This is a genomic window from Rhodococcus sp. KB6 (genome assembly GCF_001445685.1).
GTDB classification, from domain to species: domain Bacteria; phylum Actinomycetota; class Actinomycetes; order Mycobacteriales; family Mycobacteriaceae; genus Rhodococcus_F; species Rhodococcus_F qingshengii.
In genome coordinates, this window is the sequence record NZ_LNAK01000112.1 from 135,325 (window position 1) to 159,258 (window position 23,934).

Sequence of the window (23,934 nt, forward strand, 5' to 3'; positions counted from 1 at the left end):
CTGTTGGACGAGGCCGGATACACCTCCGTTGTCGCGACCAACGTCGAGCAGGAGTATTGCGCGGAGCTGAGCCCCGGTGACCACGTCACCGCGCATTTCACCATCGAAGCGATCTCGCCGTTCAAACAGACGGCTCTCGGTCACGGGTGCTTCATCACTCTGTTCAAGAAGTACGTGGACCAGGACGGAAAGACGCTGGTCGAAGAGCGCTTTCGACTGCTCAGATTCAAACCAGATGCCCAGACAGATACCAAGCCCGAAGCCCAGGAGGTAATCGCATGAGCGAGACTGGCTCCCGCCACACCGCGGTGCCGAGACTCACCGTCACCGACGACAACGATTTCTTCTTCTCCGCGGCCAAAGAGGGTCGCCTCGAGATCCAACGGTGTGCGGATTGCAAGACTCTGCGCCACCCGCCAGCGCCCGCCTGCCCGGAATGCCGCTCGTTCAGTTGGGACACAGTCGAATCCACGCGGCGATGCACGTTGCACAGCTTCACGGTCATCCATCACCCGAAGGATCTTGCTTTCGAGTACCCACTCGCCGTCGGACTCGTCGATCTCGAAGAAGGCACGCGTCTGGTTGCCGACATCGCGGGGATCGATCACGAGGAACTCGAATTCGGCATGGAACTCGAAGTGACCTTCTCCGAGCACGCTCACGGCGAGATGCTGCCGCAACTGAGGCGACGGGGTTCGGTGCAATGACGAAACTGATTGACTGCGAAGTGGGTTCGGTCCTCCCCAGCCTCGAATTGCCGTTGGATCGAACGCTGATCGTCGCCACCGCGATCTCTTCTCAGGATTTCGAGGACGTGCATCACGATCCGGGCAAGGCACGGGATCGCGGAACTCCCGACATCTTCATGAGTATCAACACCACCAACGGGCTCATCGACCGCTACATCACCGACTGGTCCGGCCCGGCGTCACGGATCGTCAAAACATCACTACGGCTTGGTGTTCCGAACTTCCCCGGAGACACCATGACATTCACCGGCAAGGTCACCGCCACAGACGGCCGGGCGCTCACCGTGACGGTTCTCGGGAAAAACGCCCGCGGAACACACGTGACGGCCGACGTGACTCTCGAACCGGTGGAAAGGGTAATCGCATGACACGAGGATTTTCGAGGCAAGCAGCCATCGCCGGAATCGGCGCCACCGAGTTCTCCAAGAACTCCGGCCGCAGCGAATGGCAGTTGGCGTGCGAATCCGTGATCGCCGCACTCGACGACGCTCACATCGAGGCAGAAGAGGTGAACGGATTTGCGCTGTTCACCATGGAGAACAATCCTGAGATTGCGGTCGCACGCGCCCTCGGGATCCCGGAATTGACGTTCTTCAGTCGAATTCCACACGGCGGCGGCGGTGCCTGCGCACCGGTTCAACAAGCAGCGCTTGCCGTCTCCAGCGGAGTTGCCGACGTTGTGGTCGTCTACCGTGCCTTCAACGAAAGATCAGGTCACCGATTCGGCGCCGGCCCGCCACCTTTTGCGTACAACGCGTCGACGGACCAGGAGTATCGGAACTGGATCAACCCGTACGGGCTTCTGACCCCGGCGCAGCAGGAAGCCTTCCTCGCCAAGCTGTACATGCACAAGTACGGGGCAACAAGCGCCGACTTCGGCCAGATCTCGGTCCTCTCACGCAAGCATGCGGCGAACAACCCCAAGGCCTGGTTCTACGAACGCCCGATCACTATCGAGGACCATCAGAACTCACGCATGATCGCCGATCCCATCCGCCTGCTCGACTGCTGCCAGGAAAGTGACGGCGGACAGGCGCTGGTGATCGTCAGTGCGGAGCGCGCCCGCGACCTGCCGCACAAACCTGCGGTCATCAGTGGCGCTGCGCAAGGTGTAGGTCCGCAACAGATTTCGATGAGCAGCTACTACCGAGACGACATCGACAGCATGCCGGAAGTCGAACTCGTGGCGCGCCAACTGTGGGACCAGGCCGGTATCGGGCCGGACGACATCGATGCCGCAATTCTCTACGACGCTTTCACCCCGATGGTTCTGCTTCAACTCGAGGAGTACGGATTCTGCGGTCGGGGCGAGGCAAAAGACTTCATCTCCGACGGCAATCTCGAGCTGGACGGTCGCCTGCCGATCAACACCCACGGCGGTCAACTCGGTGAGGGATACATCCACGGCGTCAACGGTATTGCCGAAGGTGTTCGCCTGATCCGCGGCACCTCCACCAATCAACCGACCAAAACTCTGGACAACGTGCTCGTGACCGGCGGCTCTCCCGTCCCGCACAGTGCGCTCGTCCTCTCGGCAGATCGCTGAATCTGCCGCCTATTCGAGAAAGCAGGAACAAGATGAGCGAGCGGATCACCTACGCCAGGGCCACCCACGGCGAGGAAGAAATACAGGCTGTTGTCGACGTCTTGCGCAGCGGGCATCAAGGATTGCGCATCGGCAAGAACGTCTTCGAGATGGAAGAACGTATCGCGGCCTTGGCCGGCAAGAAGTTCGGCGTCATGTGCAACTCGGGATCCTCGGGTTTGTACTTGGCAGTCGAGCTGCTCGGACTGCCTGCCGGCAGTGAGATCATCACGTCGCCGTTGACGTTCTCCACCGACATCGCACCGATCGTGCGTGCCGGTCTGGTGCCGGTGTTCGTGGACGTGGAACCCAACACGTTCAACGTCGACGTCACCAAGATCGAGGCAATGGTCACCGAGAAGACCGGTGCCATCCTGATGCCGAACCTCGCCGGCAACTGCCCGGACTGGGACGTCATTCGTGATATCGCTGATCGCCATGGACTCAAGGTGATCGAGGATTCGTGTGACGCGATCGGCGCCACGCTCCGCGGTACTCCCACCGGGTCTCGGGCGGACATCGTCGTCACCAGTTTCTCGATGGCACACATCATCACGTGCGCGGGAACCGGTGGAATGGTGTGCGTCGACGACGAAGCCAGCCGTGACAAGGCGTTGCTGCTTCGCCGCTGGGGCCGTCGTAGCGAGCCGAACCTGTTCGGCAGTACCAAGTCCGGCCGAGTCTTCCGTGAAGAACTCGACGGCGTCGACTACGACAACGACTTCATCTTCGAGCTCATGTCGTGGAACTTCGAGCCCTCCGAACTTGGCGCAGCTTACGGCGTCGTGCAGCTCGACAAGCTGGAACAGAACTACAAGACGCGTAAGGCAACATTTGCGGCCTTCTCGGCGGCATACGGCGCCCATCCTGAATTCTTCACGACGCCGGTAGAACTCGACGGTCTCGACACGGCGTGGCTGTGTTACCCGGTGATGATCAACGAGAACGCCCCCTTCACGCGCAGCGACCTGCAGGAAGCCATCGAGGCCGACGGCATCGACACCCGAACCGTGTGGAGCGGCAACGTCACTCGTCACCCCATGATGAACAACATCGAATTTCGCCAGCCGGCCGAAGGTTTGCCGGAAGCGGACGCAGTTTTTGCCCGCGGCATGACACTCGGCATGAGCCACGGTTTGCGTGACGACGAAGTTGCTCGGATTGCGGAGAGCATCAATCGCTTCGCCGCGAAGTGGAAGTAGCATGACCGATCGCTTCGAAGGACGCCGAGCGCTTGTCACCGGTTCCAGCCGCGGAATCGGTGCAGGCGTCGCAGAGAGGCTGGCAGCGGAAGGCGCTGACGTCGCTCTCGTGGCCCGGACGCTCGGTGCACACGCAACCCTGCCGGGCAGTCTCGAAGAGACTGCGGCTCGAATTGCCAAGTACGGAAACAAAGTCGAGATAGTTGTCGCAGATCTGACGGACGAGCAGCAGCGCGACACCGTTGTGCCGCTGGCGATCGAGAAGCTTGGCGGGACGATCGACATCCTGGTGAACAACGCGGCAGCGGCGATCTATCAGCCGCTCTCGGATTACCCACTGCGGCGGCGACGGTTGATGTTCGAGGCAAATGTCCATGCACCGCTCGATCTGATGCAAGCCGTGGTGCCGGGGATGGTGGCAAACGGATACGGCTGGATCGTGAACGTGTCCAGTGGCACCGTCAAGCCGTGGCATGGCCCGCCGTTCACGTGGGTCGAACCGGGAACTGCCATGACCGTGTACGGCGCGTCCAAAGCAGCGCTCAACAGGATGAGCAACGGCATGGGCGTGGAACTCTACGGCCAGGGGGTTCGCGTCAACACGGTTCAACCGCGGGCAGCGGTGCTCAGTGAGGGCGCCAGAGTCCTGGTCGGTGAGACTATCCGGCCGGATCAGGTCGAATCTATGGAAGAAATGGTGGAAGCGGTCACAGCGCTGTGTGATTGCGACACCGAGTTCACCGCGCGCTCGAGCGTCAGCTTGGACCTGATCGACGAGTGGTCCCTGACCGTGCGTGGTCTGGACGGCGCAGCATTACCGGAGAACCCAGCATTACGAACCGAGGAGTTGGCATGAAGCCCGTCATCGTGGACGCAGCACGAACGCCGTTCGGCAAGCGTGAGGGTTGGCTGTCCGGAGTCCACGCGGCGGAACTGTTGGGTTATGCGCAGAAAGGCGTGCTGGATCGGGTGGGCGTGGATCCTGGCGCGGTCGACCAGGTCATCGGCGGCTGTGTGACGCCTCTCGGTGAGCAGTTCGGAAACATCGTGCGTACGTCCTGGATGCATGCGGGCCTTCCGTTGGAAGCGGGCTGCACCACGATCGACGCGCAGTGCGGAACCGCGCAGCAATCGGTGCAGTTGATTGCCGGGCAGATTGCCATCGGTGCAGTCGACGTGGGTGTGGCGTGCGGTGTGGAACTGATGTCGCGGGCACCACTCACCTACAAGGTGGGTACCGGCCTCGGAACACCACGTCCGGAGTCGTGGTCACTCGATACCGTCGACCAGTACACCGCAGCGGATCGGATTGCTGTCAAGCGCGGTTTCAGCCGCGAGGATCTCGACTCCTTCGGGCTGCGCTCGCAGCAGCGAGCCGCAGCAGCATGGGAGGCAGGACGCTTCGACTCGCACATCATCGATGTGGTCGCTCCGGGCTCTGACGCTCCGGTTCATCGGGATCAGGGTCTGCGCGAATCGAGTCTCGAAGGACTCGCGAAACTGCGGACCGTTCAAGAGGGCGGATTGCACACCGCTGGAACGTCTTCGCAGGTCTCGGACGGTGCGAGTGCCGCTCTGCTGATGTCCGAGGATCGAGCCAGGATGCTCGGGGTGCGGCCGCGGGCAAAGATATTGGCGCAGTGCGTCATTGGCGGAGACATCGAGTTCATGCTCGACGGTCCCGTGGACGCGGCAAACATCGTGTTCGGCCGCACCGGTCTGACGATCGACGACATCGACCTGTTCGAGGTCAACGAGGCATTTGCTTCGGTACCGATGTCGTTCGCGCAGGTTCACGGCGTCGATCCCGAATTGCTGAACGTCAACGGTGGTGCAATCGCGCTGGGCCACCCGGCCGGTGCAACCGGAATCAGACTGTTGGCCAATGTCATCGACGAACTGGAGCGCCGGGACAAGTCCATCGCACTGATCGCGATCTGCGCGTCCGCCGCAACAACCTGCCTGATTCTCGAACGCATCTGACAAGAACCGAAGATTGAGGAACCTGCCATGGCACTGCCCCTGCTCGAAGATCACCGTGACCTGGCGGAAGCGGTAGCCGCATTCGCGAACCGCTTCGGTGGAATCGCCGATACGCGGAGCAACGTCAAGCGGTACGCCGCCGGTGATCGGCCGGACTCGTGGGATGGATTGGTCCGTCAGGGACTGCACGCAGTGCACCTGCCGGAGCAGTACGGCGGTGACGGGGCAGGGCTTGCCGAACTGGCGGTGGTAGTCGAGCAATTGGGTGATGCGCTTTACCCGGGGCCGTACGTTCCGACGGTCATCGCCAGTGGGATCCTCGCGAAAGCTGCCGGCCCGGCTGCGGAATCAATGCTGATCGAATTGGCCACCGGCGCAACCGGAGCAGTCTGCACCGGCGTGGGATTGCGCGCGGCTCGCAGCGATGCAGGGTGGACCGTGAGCGGTTCTGCCGACCCGGCTCTAGGTCTGCCCGGAGCCGATGTCGTTCTTGTGCAAGCGAACAGCGAAGACGGCGAGTTGTGGTTCCGGCTCGAGCAGTCGTCTTCCGCTGCGGTGGAGGTCGAAGACGGAGTGGATCTGACACGCTCGATCGGGACGCTGACGTTGACCGATCACAAGGTCGACGCTGGGCTGATCGTCGAGGGTCTCCAGGCGCACCGAGTCGAACTGATCGTCAACACGGTGTTGGCTGCGGAGGCGAGCGGTATCGCCGGGTGGGCGCTACGCACCGCGGTCGACTACGTGAAGTCCCGGCAGCAGTTCGGCCGTCCGGTCGGAAGCTTCCAGGCAGTTCAGCACAAGGCGGCCATGATGCTGGTCCGCTCCGAGATTGCCTGTGCCGCAGCGTGGGACGCAGCTCGGTCCGAAGAGCACGGCGAGGATCAGCAGAGACTTGTCTCGGCTCAAGCTGCGTTGGCCGCTTTGCCCGTCGGCATCGAGAACGCCCTCGAATGTGTCACGTTGCTCGGCGGAATCGGATTCACTTGGGAGCATGACGCGCATCTGTACTGGCGCCGGGCAATCAGTATCGCTGCGGTGGCGGGTTCCGAGGTGAAGTGGGCACACACGTTGGGAGACCGGTCTGCCGATTCGGAACGGGATTTCTCCTTTGTAGACCCGGACATGCTGCCTGAACTACGAGAGCAGGTTCGCAGGGTTCTGGACGAGGTTGCGCTGCTGCCCGACGACGGAACCACCAGCGCCAGTTGGGCGCCGGCCAAGGGGAGCGCTCGACGCGCCCGATTTGCCGACGCCAAACTGGTAGCCCCGCACTATCGGGCGCCGTACGGGCTGGGAGCAGGACCGAGAGAACAGGCCGTCATCGCACACGAATTCGCGATGCGAGGTTGGGCTCAACCGTCCACGGTGATCGGGGAATGGGTGCTGCCCACGATTCTCGAACACGGCAACGCCGAGCAGCAGGACAGGTTCGTCGAGCCTTCGCTGCGCGCCGACATCATCTGGTGCCAGCTGTTCAGTGAGCCGGGCGCGGGATCAGACCTGGCCGGTCTGAGCACGAAAGCGCGCAAGGTCGACGGTGGCTGGGTCCTGTCGGGTCAGAAAGTGTGGAACTCGGGCGCGCACGAGGCCGATTGGGGAGTATGCCTGGCGCGTTCCGACGCCGACGCTCCGAAACATCGTGGGCTGTCGTACTTCCTGGTCGACATGACCTCGAAAGGTATCGACGTACGTCCGCTGAAACAAGCCACCGGTAAGTCGGAGTTCAACGAGGTATTCCTCGACGACGTCTTCGTCCCGGACGACTGCCTGGTGGCGGAGCCGGGGCAAGGGTGGAAGCTTGCTGCGACAACGCTGTCCAACGAACGCCTGAGTATGGGCAGCACGCTGCACCACGGTTCGAGTCGGCTGTTCCGTCAGGTTATCGCCGACGCGAGCCACGACTGCCCTCGCGAAGACGCAGTGGAGGGCCTCGGCCGCAGTATCTCTCGTGAGTTGGCACTGTCCGCGATGAATCTACGCGGGGTGTCGGCGCGACTGGCGGGTCAGGAACCGGGCGCCGAGATCAGCGTGTCGAAGGTGTACAACGCCCTGGCACAGCGTGAGGGCTCGCGGGATCTGTTGCGACTGCTCGGACCTCGTGCCGCCGTTGTCGACCCGTCGGCGAATTACGCGATAGACCACATCGGACTTCCCTCGATTCTGTTCGGCGGCGGAACCGTCGAAATTCAACTCAACGTCATCGCGCAGCGCGTACTCGGCCTGCCGCGTTCGTAGATCTTAGGAGTTTCACCATGTACTTGGATTTGTCGGAGGAGTCGAAGACTCTGCGCAAGGAATTGCGCGCGTACTTCGCGGAGATCATCAACGACGAAGACCGCCGTGCTCTCGTGGATCAGACCGAAGGCGGCCCCGTCTTCGATCGCATTCTGCGCCGAATGGGTAAAGACGGTTGGCTGGGCTTGGGGTGGCCGGAGGAATTCGGCGGCCGGGGTGAGAACCCCGAAGCTCTGTACGTGTTCTACGACGAAGTGATTCGCGCCAATGCGCCGCTGTCGCTGGTCACGCTGAACACCGTCGGACCCGCTCTGATCAAGCACGGGACGCAAGCTCAGAAGGACTTCTTCCTACGTCCGATCCTGGCGGGCGAATTGATCTTTGCCATCGGCTACACCGAACCCAATGCGGGCACCGATCTCGCGGCCCTCGAAACACGCGCCCGCATCGAGGGTGACGAGCTTGTCATCAACGGCAACAAGATCTTCACCAGCGCCGGTGTGTTTGCCGACTGGGTCTGGCTTGCCGTTCGCACCGATCCCGACGCGCCTACGCATCAGGGCATTTCCGTGGTCCTGGTGCCGACCAATTCGCCGGGGTTCTCGGTCACCGAAATTCACACCGTGGGCGGAATCAGCACTTCGGCAACCTATTACGAAGATGTTCGGGTGCCGATCACCAATGTCGTCGGTGAGCTCAATCAAGGGTGGAAGCTCATCACCAACCAGCTCAACCACGAACGTGTTGCCCTGGCGGCACGCGGTGGTATAGCCAACGAGCTCTTTGCCGAGGTGGTCGAATGGGCAAAGACCGAACCCGCCGGTGACGGCCACGTCTACGACATCGGCTGGGTACGTGAGAAATTGGCGGAAGTCTACGCGCTGCTCAGTGCTGCCGACCTGATGAACCTACGACTGGTGGCGGACGTCGCCGCCAATACCTTGGGCGGCGGGGATTCGGCCGCGGCCAAGATCTTCGGTACCGAAGCCGTCGTCAGTGCGTACGGCATGCTGCAGGAAGTGCTGGGCGCCAAGGGCTTACTGCGCCCCGGCACACCCGGAGCGGTACTGGAAGGGCGGGTCGAGAACCTGGGTCGACGCGCCCAGAACAACACCTTCGGCGGTGGTACCAACGAAGTGATGCGTGAAATCGTCGCCGCAAAATGTCTGGGCATGGCGCTTGCTGCGCGTCGCCGGCCCGCTGCACAGAACGAAAAGAGCTGACATGGAATTCGAATTCGACGACAACTTGTCCGCCGTGCGGGATCTGAGTGAATCGATCTTCTCGGCGAAGTCCGGAGTGGACCGCCTGCGGGAAGTAGAGGGCGCCGGCGGTTTCGACGCCGAACTGTGGAAGCTCCTCGCCGACTCCGACGTTCTGGGAATCCCTCTGCCAGAGGAAGTCGGGGGAGCGGGACTCGGAATGCTAGGCCTGGCAGCGGTGCTCGAACAACAAGGCCGCCGGGTCGCCCAGGTGCCGCTCTGGTCGGTGATTTCGACGGCAGCGCTGCCGATTGCCGAGTTCGGCAGTACGGAGCAGAAAGCGTCGTGGATTCCGGGACTGCTCGACGGCTCGGTGATCGTCACCGGCGCCTTCGACACCGGCTACAACGCCGAGACGGCAGTTCGCGCCGAGCCGGCTCCTGACGGCTGGGTTCTGTCGGGCCACGTCGACTCCGTACCGGCCGCCGAGTTCGCTGCCGCACTGGTGGTTCCGGTGACGATGCCGGACGGCGGTGTCACCGTGATGATCGTGCCGACGGACCGGGACGCGCTGGTGCGTACACCGCTTGCGGTGACGAACCGCGAGAGCAACAGCGCTGTGCAGTTCGACGGGGTTGCGGTTACTGCAGCTGACGCACTTCCCGCAGACGGCGCGGTGGTTCGAGACTGGACGTTACGACGTGCACGGGTGGCTCTGGCGGCCCTGGCTACCGGCGTCTGCGAGGAAGCGCTGGCGATGACGGCGAAATACACCTCCGATCGAGTGCAATTCGGACGTCCACTCTCGACCAACCAGGCAGTTGCCGTCCGGGCCGCCGACGCGTATCTCGACACCGAGAGCACCAGATTGACCACCCACCGCGCTGCCTGGCTGATGGACAGCGGAGTCGAGAGTGAAGCGGAAGCAGCGGCGCTGGTCGCCAAATGGTGGGCGTCGCGTGGCGGTTTGCGCGTGGTGCACGCGACCCAGCACATGCACGGCGGAATCGGCGCGGATGTCGACTATCCGATTCACCGCTATTTCCTGTGGGGACGGCAGATCGCCTTCACTTTGGGGAGCGCGGGGGCGATAGGCGCCGAACTCGCCGATCAGTTGGAGATCCGAGCCCAGATCGGGGCGTCGGCGTGAATATCTGAGACGACAGGTTCCAGTCACGGGCAGCGCGTCGGCAATCATCGCGCTACTCTGCCCTTCGTGAATCGCACCAGTTCGTTCATCAGGCCGTTGGTTCCGCGGGACCCGCACGAGCCGCACCGGGTGGCGACGCCGCTCGAACTGCTCACCGACCTCTGCTTCGTCGTGGCGGTCGCTCAAGCGGCCACCGGCCTGCACCACGCGATCAGCGAAGGGCACGCGGCTTCGGGCGTCGGGCACTTCGCGATGGCGTTTTTCGCGATCTGGTGGACGTGGCTGAATTTCACGTGGTTCACCTCGGCGTACGACAACGACGACGGAATCGCCCGGCTGCTGACCATATTCCAGATCCTCGGATCGCTGGTCCTTGCAGCCGGCATCGTCCGCTTCTTCAACGACGACGCCCTGCTGATCATCGTCGGCTACGTCATCATGCGAATAGCCCTGGTCATCCAATGGCTCAGGGTCTCGCGGAACGACCCCGAGCATGCGCTCACGGCGCGTCGATACGCTCTCGGAATCGTGTTGGTCCAGATCGGTTGGATCGGTTTCTACTTCGTGCCGTCCGCCGTTTACGTCCCGACGTTCCTGGTGTTGGTTCTGTGCGAATTCGCGGTACCGATCTGGTCGGAGAAGCCGGGCATGACGCCGTGGCACCCGCATCACATCGCGGAGCGGTACTCGTTGTTCTTCATCATCGTTCTGGGCGAGACGATCCTTTCGACCACCATCGCGATTCAGGACGCCGTGGACGGTGAGCATCCGGCAGCGCAGGTCACCTACGTCGTGATCGGCGGCATTCTGATTGTCTTCAGCCTGTGGTGGTTGTACTTCCAACGCAATGCAGGCGAAGTGATCGGCGGTGACAACGTCTCACCCTTCGTCTGGGGGTTCGGTCACTACTTCATCTTCGCCGCCGCTGCCGCCATCGGTGCGGGGTTGGCCTCGCGCGTCGACTTCTGGACTCATCACGGTGACGGCAGCGCGTTGGTGACGGGTGCTGCCGTCACCGTTCCGGTCGCGGTCATCCTTGCCGCCTTGTGGTTCATCCACATTCGACTACACGACTCCTCGGTACGCACCCTCGTGCCGTTCTCGGTCGCGATAGTCGTCGTGCTCGGTGGTACCTACACCGCGGTGCCCGAACTGGTCGCGGGACTGGCCTGCGCCGCGCTGTTGGCCGTGGAACTGATTCTGACCGAGGGCAAATCCGAAACCGTCTGAGCGCTCATTCGGCGGCAAGGAATATCGCCTTGGTGACGGCGACGGTTTCCAACGGTCCCTTCGACGGTCCGACCAGCACGGTCCACCGATCTTCGGAACGATCTATCGGATAGCTGCTTTCGGACCACACGATGGGGGTATCCGTCCCTTGCCCTCGGCAGGAGTAGGCGCCCGCCAGGCTTGGGTTCGATTCGGGAGAGGGCCACGAACCGCCGTGCCGGACGCGGCAGAGGAGGCCGTTCTCGAGTTCGAGCCCGAAGGGAGTCGGGTCGGCGGGCGGCGGATAGGCCTCGACGCCGTCCACGCCTCGAGCGGTGATCAGTTCTGTTCCCCAGGGAAATTGCAGGCAGAGAATCGAATCGGGCTCCGGGCCGACCCAACACGCGTCCGCGCCGTCAGCGGTGATTCCGCAGGTGATGACTCCCGGCGTGACAGCCGACTGTGATGCTGCGTAGCACTCGCTGATCTTCATGGCCGGCGTTTGGACGCTCCAACCGGATTTGGGTTTGCCGGAACCGTCGACGGCAACAAGATTCACGATCTCGGTCGGGGTACCGCCTGCCGATGATCCCGCAGTCGCAGGCAAGCATCGGCAGAGGACTATGCGGATGATCGTTCCCTCATCCGCCTTCTTGCCTTCGGGTGTGAAGGTGATGCGATAGCCGGTTCCCGCTTCGGTGTCGGCCGGAAAGACTGCGACGGATTCCCCGTCGGAATTGGTTGTGGCAGTGAAGGGACCGTAAAGTTCGGCGGCACGCTGCATCTTCTGGCCGACGGTCAGTCCGTCCAGTGTGGCAGCGCCGGTCCGGGGCGCGATTTCGACGAGAACGCCGTCGGTGAAGGTCAATTCGCAGTCCTGCCATTGGACGACCACTGTTCCGGTCTTCGATACCGGCGCAAGGTCGTCGGCGGCTTTCCGCGTTTCCTCCTCTGTCATGCCGATCCGAAGGTTGCGGAAGCCACTGGTGGAGAGTCGCTCCCGTGCGGATTCGGGATCCGAGGCAACCGCCAGCCGTGCGGTGAGTTGCGCCGCGTTGGCAGCGTCGATCGCCATGCCCCCGGTTGCGTCGGCGATGCACTTCAGCTGGGCGGACGCAGCGGCGTCGAGCTTGAATCCGATGGTGTGGATGGTCAGGTCAGGATCGTGGGGCATCGCTTCGGTGGACTCACACGGAGGTTCGGTCGAGCAGGTGTCCTCCCCGTCGGAGACGAGGATGATCGTGCGCTCACCATCGGCGGGGAGTGCGGCGGCCGCTTGCTGAAGTGCAGACAGGATCGGCGTGTATCCCGACGCGGACAACCCGTCGATTCCCGCTGCGAATGCATTTCGATCGAGTGGTCCGAGTGGCACGACGGTCTTGATGTCGCGGCAACCCGCGACCTTCTCGGCGTCGCTGCTACCCGTGGCGGTGCCGTACGCGATCAGACCGAGCGCAGCCTCGTCTGGGAGGCCACTGACGAGAGTGTGAATCGCGTTCTTGGCGGCATCGATTCGAGGACCGGGAGCGTCGTCCTGCTTCATCGACCCCGAGGCATCCAGCACGATGACGGTAGGCGCCGTTGCGCTCACTTCTGAAGCTGGATCAGCAGTGACACTTACCTGCTGGGTCCCGCCTGCTTCTTTGGGCCCGCCACTGCCCTGCGTCGAACACCCGACGGCAATGATCGCAGTCGCCGCAATACAGATCGCCACACGAAGACGCATGGAACGAGGCTACGAGCTGACGTGGCCGGCCAACAGTCGTCCGAACGGACGACACTGGCTCAGCGAATCGCGAGTCGCTCCTTGCGGAGCTTGTCGACCTCGGGCAGATGCAGGGGTTCAAGCTCGTTCACACCCAAGGCGCGCATGAGCAGGAGGTCCGCGAGTTCCGGATTCCGGGCCAAGGCGGGTCCGTGCATGTACGTCCCGATCACCGAACCCTGCACGACGCCTTCGAATCCGTCACCGACGCCGTTTCCGACACCATGGGTGACACGTGCGAATCCAGAGGCCGAGCTACCCAGAGTTGTTCCGCCGCGATGGTTCTCGAACCCCGAGAGGGGCGCGGTGAGTCCGTCGATCAGCGGCTTCGTGATGACTTCGCCGATGGAACGCTTCTCCTGCGGCGAGGTCGTGACGTCGAGCATCGAGACACCTTCGACGCGTTCGCCGCTGGAGGTTTCGTACCAGTTGCCGAGCACCTGAATGGCCGCGCAGATCGCCAGAACCGGTGCGCCACGCTCGGCGGCACGTTGCAGGCCAGGGTATTTCGCGAGGTGACGCGTTGCGAGGCGCTGAGCAGAATCCTCGGCGCCACCCAACGTGTACACGTCGAGCGAATCGGGGACCGGATCGCTGAGGGTGATGTCCACGATTTCGGCGTCGTAGCCGCGCATCCGTAGACGCTGACGCAGGATCAGGGCATTGCCGCCGTCGCCGTAGGTGCCCATGACGTCGGGGAGTACCAGACCGATGCGAACTGTCGAGTCAGACATTGCGAGACTCCTTCGCGATGGCAGTGTTGAGGTCACGGAAGGCCGTGTAGTTCGCCAGTACCTCCACACGTCCGGGAGGGCAGGAAGCGATGGCGCGCAACGGGTCCGGGGCGAGAGTGTGCTCGACGCCCGCGTACGTGAGGCGAACTGCCAGATCTGTTCCGCGTTCACCGGCGGCCACTACCTTGACACCTTCGAAGTGCTCGAACTTCACGTCCCACAGCCAGGAGAGGTCCTCGCCGTCCGGCACCTGACCGTTCACCGCGATGACCAGACCGTCCACCGTGGGATCGATCATCGACAGCGCTTCCTGCCAGCCGGCGGGATTCTTCGCGAGCAGCATGTGAACGGAGTGCGGTCCGACCTCGACGGTGCTGTATCGACCTGCGACTTCTTGAACCGTCGATGCGGCGGCAACTGCCCCGACCGGATCTGCACCCAAAGCCGCTGCAGCCGCTACGGCCTGAGCTGCGTTGCCGCGGTTGGCTTTTCCGGGGAGGGTCAACGTCATCGGAATCTTCAGGCCGTCGGGGCCGTAGAGATTGTCGTCGTCGAGCCACCAGGTCGGCTCGGGCCGCGCGAAGTCGGAACCGATACTGCGCCAGTGCTTTCCCTCCCACACGATGGGTTCGCCGGTGCGCGGGCAGCTGACGGAATCGCCGGCCCAACCGCCGCCGGCAGCAACCCACACGACGTTGGTGGCGTCGTATGCCACGGAGGTGACCAGTACGTCGTCGCAGTTGGCGACGATCACCGCATTCGGATGCGCGTTGACGCACGCGCGCAGTTTCCGTTCGATCATGTTGATCTCGCCGACCCGGTCGAGTTGATCGCGGCTGAGGTTGAGCAGCACGATCACTTCCGGGTTCACGGCGTCGGCTACGTGGGGGACGTGCAGTTCGTCGACCTCAAGTGCCGCCAGCGTCGCATCGGTACGCGCGGCCAGGGCGGCCACGATCCCGGCATCCATGTTGGCGCCGTCGGCCTGCGTGGCGACGTCACCGAGTGTCGCGAGCGCTGCGGCGGTCATACGCGTGGTCGTCGACTTGCCGTTGGTGCCGGTGACCACGACGGTGCGCTTGCCGCGTCCGAGCTGAGTCATGAGCGTCGGGTCGATCTTGAGGGCGATCAGCCCGCCGATCATCGAACCCTTGCCGCGACCGGCCTTCTGCGATGCCCAAGATGCTGCTGCGGCAGCTCGCATGGCGAGCTTTCCGCGCGCTGTGATCGATAGTCCAGTTCCCACGGCCCGAGTTTGGCACAGGGCGTCGTCAGACGCCGAGTCGCGCCGGTGGTGAGGCTGCAGGTGTGTCCGAGAAAACAGTGTTCGCGGGCTTACGTCTCATCTGTGCGGCGCTCGCTCCGGCGATCACGATGACCGCCCCGACCAGTGACAACGGGCTCGGATCCTCGTGCAGGAACAGCCAGGACGCGCCGATTCCCACGACTGGCACCAGCAAGGAGAGCGGCGCCACCATGCCGGCGGGATAGCGGCCCATGAGCATCGTCCAGAGCCCGGATCCGGCGATGGTGCCGAGCAGAATGATGTAGGCCAGCCCGACCAGCGACGGCCAGGCGTCGGCGCTGAATGCGGTGCCGAGTGCGTGCCAGCCGACTGTGGGGCCTTCGACCACGGCTGACAGTGCGAGCATCGGTAACGGCGGGATGACACACATCCACAACATCAAGCGCATCGGTGCAGGCTCGCCGACGGTGTTCGCCGCAGCCAAGCGGCTGCCGAGATTGCCGAACGCCCAGGACAGGCCGCCGAGGAGCGTGAGGATGACGGGCAGCAGTGCCGCGTGGTGCGAGCGGTCCCAGCCGATCAAGGACATGCCGGCAACAGCGACGGCGATACCGGAGACCTGCCAGACGCTGAGCTTCTCGCGGAGCAGGAAAGCGCCGAGTAGGACGGTGAACGGTGCTGACGACTGCAGGACAAGTGATGCAAGGCCCGTCGGCATCCCCGAATGCATCGCCCAGAAGAGGAAGACGAACTGGCCGAATCCGAAACCGAATCCGTAGAGCAGCAGCCAACGGAGCGGTACCTGCGGACGCGGCACGAAGATGACCACCGGAATCGCGATGATCAGAAACCGCAGCGCTGCGAAGAAGAACGGCGGGAAATGATCCAGGCCGACGCGAATGGCCAGGAAGTTCAGACCCCACAAGACGATCACGGTCAGGCCGAGGAGACGGTCGCGGGGAGTCATGCCGTTAATCGTGAGCCTTACGAAGCATCAGAACAAGCGAATATAGATGCACTATCCATGTAGTTTTGCTACATGGATATTCGTCACCGTATGGATGCCACGCGCCTGCGAATCCTCCGCGAGCTCGCCGACCGAGGAACCGTCGGCGCTACTGCTCTCGCCCTCTCGATGACGCCGTCCGCCGTCTCGCAACAACTCAAGATCCTCGGACGAGAAGCGGGGGTCTCGCTCCTCGAACCGGACGGGCGCACGCTGCGCCTCACCGACGCGGGTCGAGCGCTGGTGCTTCGCGCCGACGACGTTGTGGCGGCGCTAGACCGGGCGGCGGACGAGATGGCGTCGTACCGAGGCTCGCCGCGGGGGAAGGTGCGAGTCGCGTTCTTTCCCTCCGGCGCGGCGCTCCTGCTGCCCGGTGTCCTGACGGCGCTGAAGAACTCGGACGTGGACATCGACGCCTACGACGTCGACAAACCGGCGTCGGCCGTCCCTGGGCTGTTGGCCGATCACGATGTGATCCTCACTCACCGTGACGAACGCGGAGCCGAGACGTCGTTTCCCCGGGTCAGCGTGCAACCGCTGATGCGTGAACCGATCGATCTGGTGCTGCGGCCTGATCATCCACTCGCCGAGCAGGATTCGGTCCGGCTGGAACAATTGGCCGACGAGAACTGGATAAGCGTGCGCGGCGGGTTTCCGGTCGACGACGTTCTGCTGTCGGTTGCGTCGGTAACCGGCGTCCAGCCTCGCGTCGCTCATCGGATAAACGATTTCCGCGTCATCGAAGAACTGGTGGCGGCGGGCCACGGCGTGGCTTTGATGCCGCGATACGCGATCACGCATCCCGGAGTGTCGAGGAAACCGGTGGCGGGAGTGCGCGCTGCACGAGTTTATGAATTGGCAACTCGGTTACACGCCAACCGCAGTCCGGCTATCGGAGTCGTGCTCGACGCCTTTCGTGACGTCGCGCGTGCTGTCGGTGAATGAAGGCCGTTGGTGAATGAACGGCTGTCGGTGAATGGGCAGCTGTTGGTGAATGAACACAAAACGGGAGCGACACGATTAGTGTCGCTCCCGTTTCGGTAGTGCAATCCTCACGGTTTAGTGAGGGTCGCTTAGTGAGGGCCGGTATCAGGCGAGAGCCTTGGCCTTCAGTGCTGCGAATTCTTCTTCACTGATGGTGCCGGCGTCGAGAAGTGCCTTTGCATCTGCGATGGATTCGGCCGGGGACTTTCCGGCAACCTCACGGATGTAGCTGTCCTGTGCGTTCTTGACCTGCTGCGCAGCCTCGAGGGACCGCTGTGCCATTCCGTCACTGCGAACGATCAGGTAGACGAGCGAGGTGAGCAGCGGAATGAAGAACAGGAAGACGATCCAGATTGCCTTCACCCAGCCGGAGGTCTTGTGATCGCGGAACAGGTCGGTGATGATCGAGAAGAGCAGGATCAAGTACGCGATGAACGCGAAGCTGATGATGATCAGCCAGAGGAAGTCCCAAAAGGAATCCATTGTCGAGCTCCATTTCACAAGTCGGATTTGTCTGAGCTGACTATCTCACGCGCACGTGGCGTCTGCATCATCCTCGATGGGTGAATTCTTTTTGTTAACTTCGCTAACCGACTCTTTCGGGACCAATGTCATGCCGAATCGAAAACATCGACCGAAAATCTTCAGTGCTCTGAAAACGACCCTGGCCCCACCCGAAAATCGGGTGAGACCAGGGATTGTTCACGAGTCAGGAGCTGAGTGTCAGCTGGCGCGGTTCACTGCCGAGACCACAGCGCGCAGCGAGGCCGTCGTGATCGACGTGGCGATACCCACACCCCAGACGACGGTGCTCTGACCCTCCGGGCCCGTCACGGCGCACTCGACGTAGGCCGCGGCCTGGGCGTCGTCACCGGCGGACATCGCGTGCTCGGAGTAGTCGAGGACACGAACGTCGAAGTTGATGCTTCCCAGCGCGTCGACGAAGGCAGCGAGTGGGCCGTTGCCGGTACCCGAGATCTCCTGCTCCTTGCCGTTCACCTTGACGATCGCGGTGATCGCATCGGTGCCGCCGTCCTCCTCGGACGCGGTGACCTTCTGCTTCATGCGCTCGAGCGGGGTGATGGGAGCGAGGTACTCCTCGTGGAAGACATCCCACATTTCCTTCGGCGAGACCTCGCCGCCCTCGCCGTCGGTGATCTTCTGGACCGACTGCGAGAACTCGACCTGCAGACGACGCGGCAGCACCAGACCGTGATCGGCCTTCATGATGTATGCGACGCCGCCCTTGCCGGACTGCGAGTTCACACGGATGACGGCCTCGTAGCTGCGGCCGACGTCCTTCGGGTCGATCGGCAGGTAGGGGACCTGCCAGAGAATGTCGTCGACGTCGGAGTTCTGGCTGTCGGCGTCGACCTTCATGGCGTCGAGGCCCTTGTTGATCGCGTCCTGGTGGCTGCCGGAGAACGCGGTGTAGACCAGGTCGCCGCCGTACGGATGACGCTCGTGGACGGGCAGCTGGTTGCAGTACTCGACCGTGCGACGGATCTCGTCGATGTTCGAGAAATCGATCTGCGGGTCGACGCCGCGCGTGAACATGTTCAGAGCGAGAGTGACCAGGCAGACGTTGCCGGTGCGCTCACCGTTGCCGAACAGGCAGCCTTCGATGCGGTCCGCGCCGGCCTGGTAGCCCAGCTCGGCTGCAGCGACACCCGTGCCGCGGTCGTTGTGGGGGTGCAGCGACAGGATGACCGAATCGCGGCGGGCCAGGTTGCGGTGCATCCACTCGATGGAGTCGGCATACACGTTGGGTGTAGCCATCTCGACGGTGGCGGGCAGGTTCAGGATGACCGGGTTGGCCGGCGTCGCACCCAGGGTTTCGGTGACGGCGTCACATACTTCCTTGGCGTACTCGAGCTCGGTGCCGGTGTAGGACTCGGGCGAGTATTCCCAGCGCCAGTTCGTGTCCGGGTACTTCTTCGACTCGGCGAGGACCAGTTCGGCGGCGTCGGTGGCGATCTTCTTGATCGTGACCTTGTCGGCGCGGAACACGACGCGGCGCTGCAGAATCGAGGTGGAGTTGTAGAAGTGCACGATCGCGTTCTCGGCACCTTCACAGGCCTCGAACGTGCGCTTGATCAGCTCGGGACGCGACTGCGTCAGCACCTGGATGGTGACGTCGGACGGGATGGCGCCGTCCTCGATGATCTCGCGAACGAAATCGAAGTCCGTCTGGCTCGCGGACGGGAAGCCGACCTCGATCTCCTTGTAGCCCATACGAACCAGGAGATCGAACATACGACGCTTGCGCGCCGGGCTCATCGGATCGATCAGCGCCTGGTTGCCGTCGCGCAGGTCAACGGCACACCACTGGGGTGCTCGGTCGATGATCTTGTCCGGCCAGGTGCGGTCGGGCAGCGTGACCGTCTCGACCTCTTCGGCGAACGGGCGGTAGCGGAACGTCGGCATCGACGAGTTCTTCTGCGTGTTCCACGCAGGCTGGTCGGACGGTGCCGGCTTCGTGGGCGGGGTGATGGTGCGAGTGCCGGTGGTGAATGCGTCAGCGGGGGACATGGGTGTGATCTCCAGGATTGTGGACCCGGCCTGTTGACCTGTTGGTCAAGACCATGAGTCCGGAAGGCTTGGTCGACCGGCGCACAAAAACCCCGCGGCGGGAGGCCAGTCTGGATCAGACCCCGTCGCGGCAACCAAGAAGGAGTGCGCGCTGCATGCACAGCACTCTACTCCTGGATTTCGCGAGAAATCGGTGGGGTTCGCCCTCATGTCCAATTTGTCGCCGAATTGTGCTGCCGTTTCGGCCCCGAAAATGGTGGACTGTCGTCCATGGATCCCCGAATCGCCGTGGCGAGGACGTACCTCGACGCGCTCCGCAGTCACGATGGCAGTTCCGTACCGCTGGCTCCGGACGCGGTACGCCACGAGGTCGGGCTCAAGACCGGATTTTCGGGGAATCATTTGCGGCGCAGCCTTTCCGGAGGTCCTCAGTATCGCGTGATCCGCGACATTCGTGAGGTGGAGTGGACGGTCGACGGGGACGACCTGACGGCTGACTACCTCCTCGACGCCGGGTTGTTCGGGCGGAACCTGATGACCGTTCGGGTTACCGAGACCTTCCGGATACCCGCTGACGATCACCGCATTCACCACATCACCGCGAAGATTCGACCGGCGCGCGCCAAGCACACGTGATGCGCTCGATCCGCTGGATCGTCTGTTCACTGCTGATCGTTCTCGCTGGTCTCGGTGCTGCCGGCTCGGTGCTCGCGCTGTTCGTCCACACCCAGGTGAACGACACCGACAGTTACGTCGAGACGGTTGCCCCGTTGGCTTCCGAACCTGCTGTCCAAGCGGCTGTCGTTGATCGGCTGACCGAGGAACTGACGCAGCGGTTGGACCGGTTTCCGCAGGTGGTGACGAGACAAGCCGAGAAACTTGTTCGGGAGGCGGCTCAGTCGTTGGTCTCCAGCGACCAGTTCGCGACGCTCTGGACCGCGGCCAACCGTCAGGCGCACGCGCAACTTGCTGCGATGGTGACCGGCAGAGCCACCGACGGCATCGTTCGGTCCGACGACAGCGGAACAGTCACCTTGTCCCTCGAGCCGATCATGACAGAACTGCGGACGAACCTCCGCGATCGCGGATTCACCGTCGTCGATCGTCTTCCGACGTTCGATCCGCAGTTCGAGATCCTGCAATCCGACGAGCTGGTGCGGGCCCAGGACCTCTCGAACACTCTCGACCGGGCAGCGGCCTGGCTGCCGTGGGTGTCGCTGGCCTGTGCGATCGCGGCCGTCGCAGTTGCGCCGAGGAGAATGCGCGCACTGTCCCTGGTCGGGCTGGCGACGGCGGTGGCGATGATCGCCCTGTTGGTGGCGCTGGCCGTCGTGCGGCGAGTCTATTTACAGAATTCAGACATACCGTCATCTGAGGCGGCAGTCGCGGTGTACGACGCGCTGGCAGTTTCGCTGGTCAGCAGTATCCGCGTGCTTCTCGCCTGCGGAGTTGCCGTCACGGTGGTCGGTTACGTTGCCGGTGGCTCGCGTTCTGCGACGTTGATGCGATCGCGGATCTCGCAACTGATCCCGCGCGGATCTGAGGCGAACAGCAGTACGCATCGGGAAGTCCCAGGACCACCTCGGTAAGCTCGACCTCTGGTATCTGTAAACAATTTCGACCTGGAGGTAGAAACGCGTGGCTCTCGTCGTCCAGAAGTACGGCGGATCCTCGGTGGCAACCGCCGAGCGCATCCGACGAGTCGCTGAACGGATCGTCGAGACCAAGAAGGCCGGCAATGATGTCGTCGTCGTGGTGTCAGCGATGGGCGATACCACCGATGAGCTGCTCGATCTGGCTCAGCAGGTGTGCCCTTCCCCGCCGGCCCGTGAAATGGACATGCTGCTGACCTCGGGTGAGCGCATCTCCAACTCCTTGGTAGCGATGGCAATTCACTCCCTCGGCGCCGAAGCTCGTTCGTTCTCGGGCTCACAAGCCGGAGTCATCACGACCGGCAGCCACGGAAACGCCAAGATCATCGACGTCACGCCGGGCCGTGTTCGCACTGCGCTGGACGAAGGCTCGATCGTTCTGGTCGCCGGATTCCAAGGCGTCAGCCAGGACAGCAAGGACATCACGACGCTCGGACGCGGTGGCTCGGACACCACTGCCGTGGCGTTGGCAGCTGCACTCAACGCCGACGTCTGCGAGATCTACACCGACGTCGACGGCGTTTTCTCCGCCGATCCGCGCATCGTCCCCGACGCTCACCGCCTCGAGACGGTTTCCTTCGAGGAAATGCTCGAACTCGCAGCGTGTGGTGCCAAGGTGCTCATGCTCCGGTGCGTCGAGTACGCCCGTCGTTACAACGTGCCTGTGCACGTCCGTTCGTCATACACCACCAAGCCCGGAACAATCGTGTCCGGATCGATGGAGGACATTCCTGTGGAAGAGGCCCTGATCACCGGAGTCGCGCACGATCGCGGCGAAGCCAAGATCACCGTTGTCGGATTGCCGGACACACCGGGACACGCTGCCAAGGTGTTCCGCGCAGTCTCCGATGCCGAGATCAACATCGACATGGTGCTGCAGAACATCTCCAAGGTGGAGACAAACAAGACGGACATCACCTTCACGCTTCCGACGGCCGACGGCCCCCGCGCCGTCGAGATCCTGACCAAGCGTCAGGAAGACATCGGCTTCACGCAGATCTTGTTCGACGACCACATCGGCAAGGTTTCCCTGGTCGGCGCCGGAATGCGGAGCCACCCGGGCGTCACCGCCACGTTCTGCGAGGCGCTGGCCAAGGCAGACATCAACATCGACCTCATCTCGACCTCTGAGATCCGCATCTCAGTGCTGGTCAAGGACACCGAATTGGACGACGCTGTACGTGTCATCCACGACGCTTTCGGGCTCGGTGGCGAAGAAGAAGCAGTAGTACACGCTGGAACGGGACGGTAATTTCTCATGACGACTATCGCTGTTGTCGGTGCGACCGGTCAGGTCGGCATCGTCATGCGCACTTTGCTCGAAGAGCGGAACTTCCCCGCGGACAAGGTGCGGTTCTTCGCATCTGCACGCTCCGCCGGTAAGAAGCTGCCCTTCCGCGGCGAAGAGATCATCGTCGAGGATGCGGCCGCCACATCGGATGAGGACCTGAAGGGCATCGACATCGCCCTGTTCTCAGCCGGTGCGACGCTCTCGCGCGCCCAGGCTCCTCGCTTCGCTGCTGCCGGCGCGACCGTTGTCGACAACTCTTCGGCATGGCGCAAGGATCCCGAGGTTCCCCTCGTGGTCAGCGAGGTCAACCCGCAGGACACGAAGAACCTGGTCAAGGGCATTATCGCGAACCCCAACTGCACCACCATGGCAGCGATGCCGGTGCTGAAGGTTCTGCACGACGAAGCCGGTCTGCAGCGTCTGATCGTCTCCAGCTACCAGGCCGTGTCCGGTAGCGGCATCGCCGGCGTCGAGGAACTCCTCGGCCAGGTGCGCGCCGTAGTCGGAGACGCGGAGAAGCTGGTTCACGACGGCAGTGCCGTCGACTTCCCGGCCCCGAACAACTACGTCGCCCCCATCGCGTTCAACGTCCTGCCTCTCGCAGGTTCGCTGGTCGACGACGGAAGCGGCGAGACCGACGAGGATCAGAAGCTCCGCAACGAGAGCCGCAAGATCCTCGGACTTCCCGATCTGTTGGTTTCGGGTACGTGCGTGCGCGTTCCCGTCGTGACCGGGCACTCGCTCGCGATCAACGCAGAGTTCGCCAACCCGCTCTCGGTTGCTCGCGCCAAGGAGATCCTCGCCGACGCTCCGGGCGTCGAGCTGGTCGAGGTTCCGACGCCGCTGGCCGCTGCCGGTGGCAACGCGTCGCTGGTCGGTCGTATCCGTCAGGATCCGGGTGTCCCGGAGGGACGCGGACTCGCGCTCTTCGTTTCGGGCGACAACCTGCGTAAGGGTGCCGCGCTCAACACGATTCAGATTGCCGAGCTGTTGGTCGGCTAGATCTTTCGTTCGGTACCGGCCCCGCACCTAGGTGTGGGGCCGGTGTCGTTTCGACAGGCGCTCTAGTCGAGTTCGGAAATGGCGACCAGGCCACCGAGGTACTCGGCATCCGAATACGCTTTGGCGAGTAGCGCTCCGAGCTCACCGAGAGCTCCGTTGTCGCTGCCGTACGCAACAAACATGCCCGCTTCGGGATCGGTGCCGAAGCGGCCCTCCAGATGCGGTGCATCGCGGCCTACCACTGCGTAGGCGACCGACGCCCAGTCGTAACCGGAGCCTTCGAAACCCTCTACCTGCTCGAATATCGATGCCACCTTGCCGAAATGCTGGTCGGTGAGCATCAGTGACCAGTTGCCCGGAGACGTTTCGAAAAGCTGTAGCGGTTCGATCGATGGTGATGTCAT

At 63.0% G+C, this 23,934-nt stretch carries 22 protein-coding genes and 1 pseudogene; 16 read left to right on the plus strand and 7 right to left on the minus strand.

Translation table 11 applies throughout. The annotated features are described in order from the left end of the window. The 11 genes and pseudogenes from ASU23_RS15755 to ASU23_RS15805 form a co-directional block, all read left to right on the plus strand. Positions 1-282, plus strand: a pseudogene (locus ASU23_RS15755) (MaoC family dehydratase N-terminal domain-containing protein); the annotation flags it as partial. After that, the gene (locus ASU23_RS15760; protein ID WP_058038227.1) at positions 279-707 is read left to right on the plus strand and encodes a Zn-ribbon domain-containing OB-fold protein; all 429 of its coding nucleotides are present in this window, start codon (positions 279-281) and stop codon (positions 705-707) included. The pseudogene ASU23_RS15755 and the gene ASU23_RS15760, both read left to right, overlap by 4 nt. Next, positions 704-1,117 carry a hypothetical protein gene (locus ASU23_RS15765; RefSeq protein WP_054781276.1) on the plus strand — a complete coding sequence of 138 codons (414 nt, stop codon included), beginning with the start codon at positions 704-706 and terminating at the stop codon, positions 1,115-1,117. Before ASU23_RS15760 ends, ASU23_RS15765 begins: the two co-directional genes overlap by 4 nt. Next, positions 1,114-2,295 (plus strand): lipid-transfer protein, encoded by a 1,182-nt coding sequence (locus ASU23_RS15770; protein WP_042447777.1) that lies wholly within the window; start codon positions 1,114-1,116, stop codon positions 2,293-2,295. The genes ASU23_RS15765 and ASU23_RS15770 overlap by 4 nt, the downstream gene beginning before the upstream one ends. A gap of 32 nt (positions 2,296-2,327) precedes the next feature. Next, positions 2,328-3,536: a DegT/DnrJ/EryC1/StrS aminotransferase family protein gene (locus ASU23_RS15775; RefSeq protein WP_047271586.1), complete on the plus strand. Its 1,209-nt coding sequence runs from the start codon at positions 2,328-2,330 to the stop codon at positions 3,534-3,536. 1 nt (position 3,537) lies between these two features. Continuing rightward, positions 3,538-4,392, plus strand: coding sequence for an SDR family NAD(P)-dependent oxidoreductase (locus ASU23_RS15780; RefSeq protein ID WP_042447783.1), 855 nt, complete (start codon positions 3,538-3,540; stop codon positions 4,390-4,392). Next, positions 4,389-5,519, plus strand: a complete 1,131-nt coding sequence (locus ASU23_RS15785) for a steroid 3-ketoacyl-CoA thiolase (RefSeq protein ID WP_058038228.1) — start codon at positions 4,389-4,391, stop codon at positions 5,517-5,519. The genes ASU23_RS15780 and ASU23_RS15785 overlap by 4 nt, the downstream gene beginning before the upstream one ends. A 27-nt stretch (positions 5,520-5,546) precedes the next feature. Next, positions 5,547-7,757, plus strand: a complete 2,211-nt coding sequence (locus tag ASU23_RS15790) for an acyl-CoA dehydrogenase (RefSeq protein ID WP_058038229.1) — start codon at positions 5,547-5,549, stop codon at positions 7,755-7,757. A gap of 17 nt (positions 7,758-7,774) precedes the next feature. Further along, positions 7,775-8,980: an acyl-CoA dehydrogenase family protein gene (locus tag ASU23_RS15795; RefSeq protein ID WP_058038230.1), complete on the plus strand. Its 1,206-nt coding sequence runs from the start codon at positions 7,775-7,777 to the stop codon at positions 8,978-8,980. A 1-nt stretch (position 8,981) separates the two neighbouring features. Next, on the plus strand, positions 8,982-10,109 hold the full coding sequence (locus ASU23_RS15800) for an acyl-CoA dehydrogenase family protein (RefSeq protein ID WP_058038231.1): 1,128 nt from the start codon (positions 8,982-8,984) through the stop codon (positions 10,107-10,109). Positions 10,110-10,175: 66 nt separating this feature from the next. Beyond that, positions 10,176-11,339 carry a low temperature requirement protein A gene (locus ASU23_RS15805; protein WP_047271595.1) on the plus strand — a complete coding sequence of 388 codons (1,164 nt, stop codon included), beginning with the start codon at positions 10,176-10,178 and terminating at the stop codon, positions 11,337-11,339. 4 nt (positions 11,340-11,343) lie between these two features. On the opposite strand, the gene ASU23_RS15810 is transcribed toward ASU23_RS15805, so the two are convergent. Genes ASU23_RS15810 through ASU23_RS15825 form a run of 4 tightly spaced genes read right to left on the minus strand, consistent with a single transcriptional unit; the run spans position 11,344 to position 16,030 of the window. After that, positions 11,344-13,044 (minus strand): VWA domain-containing protein, encoded by a 1,701-nt coding sequence (locus ASU23_RS15810; RefSeq protein WP_058038232.1) that lies wholly within the window; start codon positions 13,042-13,044, stop codon positions 11,344-11,346. 59 nt (positions 13,045-13,103) lie between these two features. Then, complete coding sequence (locus ASU23_RS15815) at positions 13,104-13,817, minus strand: type 1 glutamine amidotransferase (RefSeq protein WP_003943465.1); 714 nt, start codon at positions 13,815-13,817, stop codon at positions 13,104-13,106. Further along, positions 13,810-15,063 carry a MurT ligase domain-containing protein gene (locus ASU23_RS15820; protein WP_058038233.1) on the minus strand — a complete coding sequence of 418 codons (1,254 nt, stop codon included), beginning with the start codon at positions 15,061-15,063 and terminating at the stop codon, positions 13,810-13,812. Before ASU23_RS15820 ends, ASU23_RS15815 begins: the two co-directional genes overlap by 8 nt. A 25-nt stretch (positions 15,064-15,088) precedes the next feature. Beyond that, complete coding sequence (locus ASU23_RS15825) at positions 15,089-16,030, minus strand: EamA family transporter (RefSeq protein WP_058038234.1); 942 nt, start codon at positions 16,028-16,030, stop codon at positions 15,089-15,091. Positions 16,031-16,120: 90 nt separating this feature from the next. Between ASU23_RS15825 and ASU23_RS15830 the strand changes: the two genes are divergently transcribed. Continuing rightward, the gene (locus tag ASU23_RS15830) at positions 16,121-17,014 is read left to right on the plus strand and encodes a LysR family transcriptional regulator (protein ID WP_003943476.1); all 894 of its coding nucleotides are present in this window, start codon (positions 16,121-16,123) and stop codon (positions 17,012-17,014) included. A gap of 144 nt (positions 17,015-17,158) precedes the next feature. On the opposite strand, the gene ASU23_RS15835 is transcribed toward ASU23_RS15830, so the two are convergent. Beyond that, positions 17,159-17,536, minus strand: a complete 378-nt coding sequence (locus tag ASU23_RS15835) for a PLDc N-terminal domain-containing protein (RefSeq protein WP_003943489.1) — start codon at positions 17,534-17,536, stop codon at positions 17,159-17,161. A gap of 240 nt (positions 17,537-17,776) precedes the next feature. After that, on the minus strand, positions 17,777-19,585 hold the full coding sequence (leuA, locus tag ASU23_RS15840; protein ID WP_058038235.1) for a 2-isopropylmalate synthase: 1,809 nt from the start codon (positions 19,583-19,585) through the stop codon (positions 17,777-17,779). 270 nt (positions 19,586-19,855) lie between these two features. Between leuA and ASU23_RS15845 the strand changes: the two genes are divergently transcribed. The 4 genes from ASU23_RS15845 to ASU23_RS15860 are packed head-to-tail and all read left to right on the plus strand — an operon-like array spanning position 19,856 to position 23,530. Continuing rightward, positions 19,856-20,221: a hypothetical protein gene (locus tag ASU23_RS15845; RefSeq protein WP_042922809.1), complete on the plus strand. Its 366-nt coding sequence runs from the start codon at positions 19,856-19,858 to the stop codon at positions 20,219-20,221. After that, positions 20,221-21,174 (plus strand): hypothetical protein, encoded by a 954-nt coding sequence (locus tag ASU23_RS15850; RefSeq protein WP_007731502.1) that lies wholly within the window; start codon positions 20,221-20,223, stop codon positions 21,172-21,174. The genes ASU23_RS15845 and ASU23_RS15850 overlap by 1 nt, the downstream gene beginning before the upstream one ends. Positions 21,175-21,223: 49 nt before the next feature. Next, the gene (locus tag ASU23_RS15855; protein WP_003943494.1) at positions 21,224-22,489 is read left to right on the plus strand and encodes an aspartate kinase; all 1,266 of its coding nucleotides are present in this window, start codon (positions 21,224-21,226) and stop codon (positions 22,487-22,489) included. A gap of 6 nt (positions 22,490-22,495) precedes the next feature. Further along, a complete protein-coding gene (locus ASU23_RS15860) occupies positions 22,496-23,530 on the plus strand; it encodes an aspartate-semialdehyde dehydrogenase (RefSeq protein WP_042447794.1) in 1,035 nt (344 codons plus the stop codon). A gap of 62 nt (positions 23,531-23,592) precedes the next feature. Here ASU23_RS15860 and ASU23_RS15865 read toward each other — a convergent pair whose 3' ends face one another. Next, the gene (locus ASU23_RS15865; RefSeq protein ID WP_054800956.1) at positions 23,593-23,934 is read right to left on the minus strand and encodes an Imm51 family immunity protein; all 342 of its coding nucleotides are present in this window, start codon (positions 23,932-23,934) and stop codon (positions 23,593-23,595) included.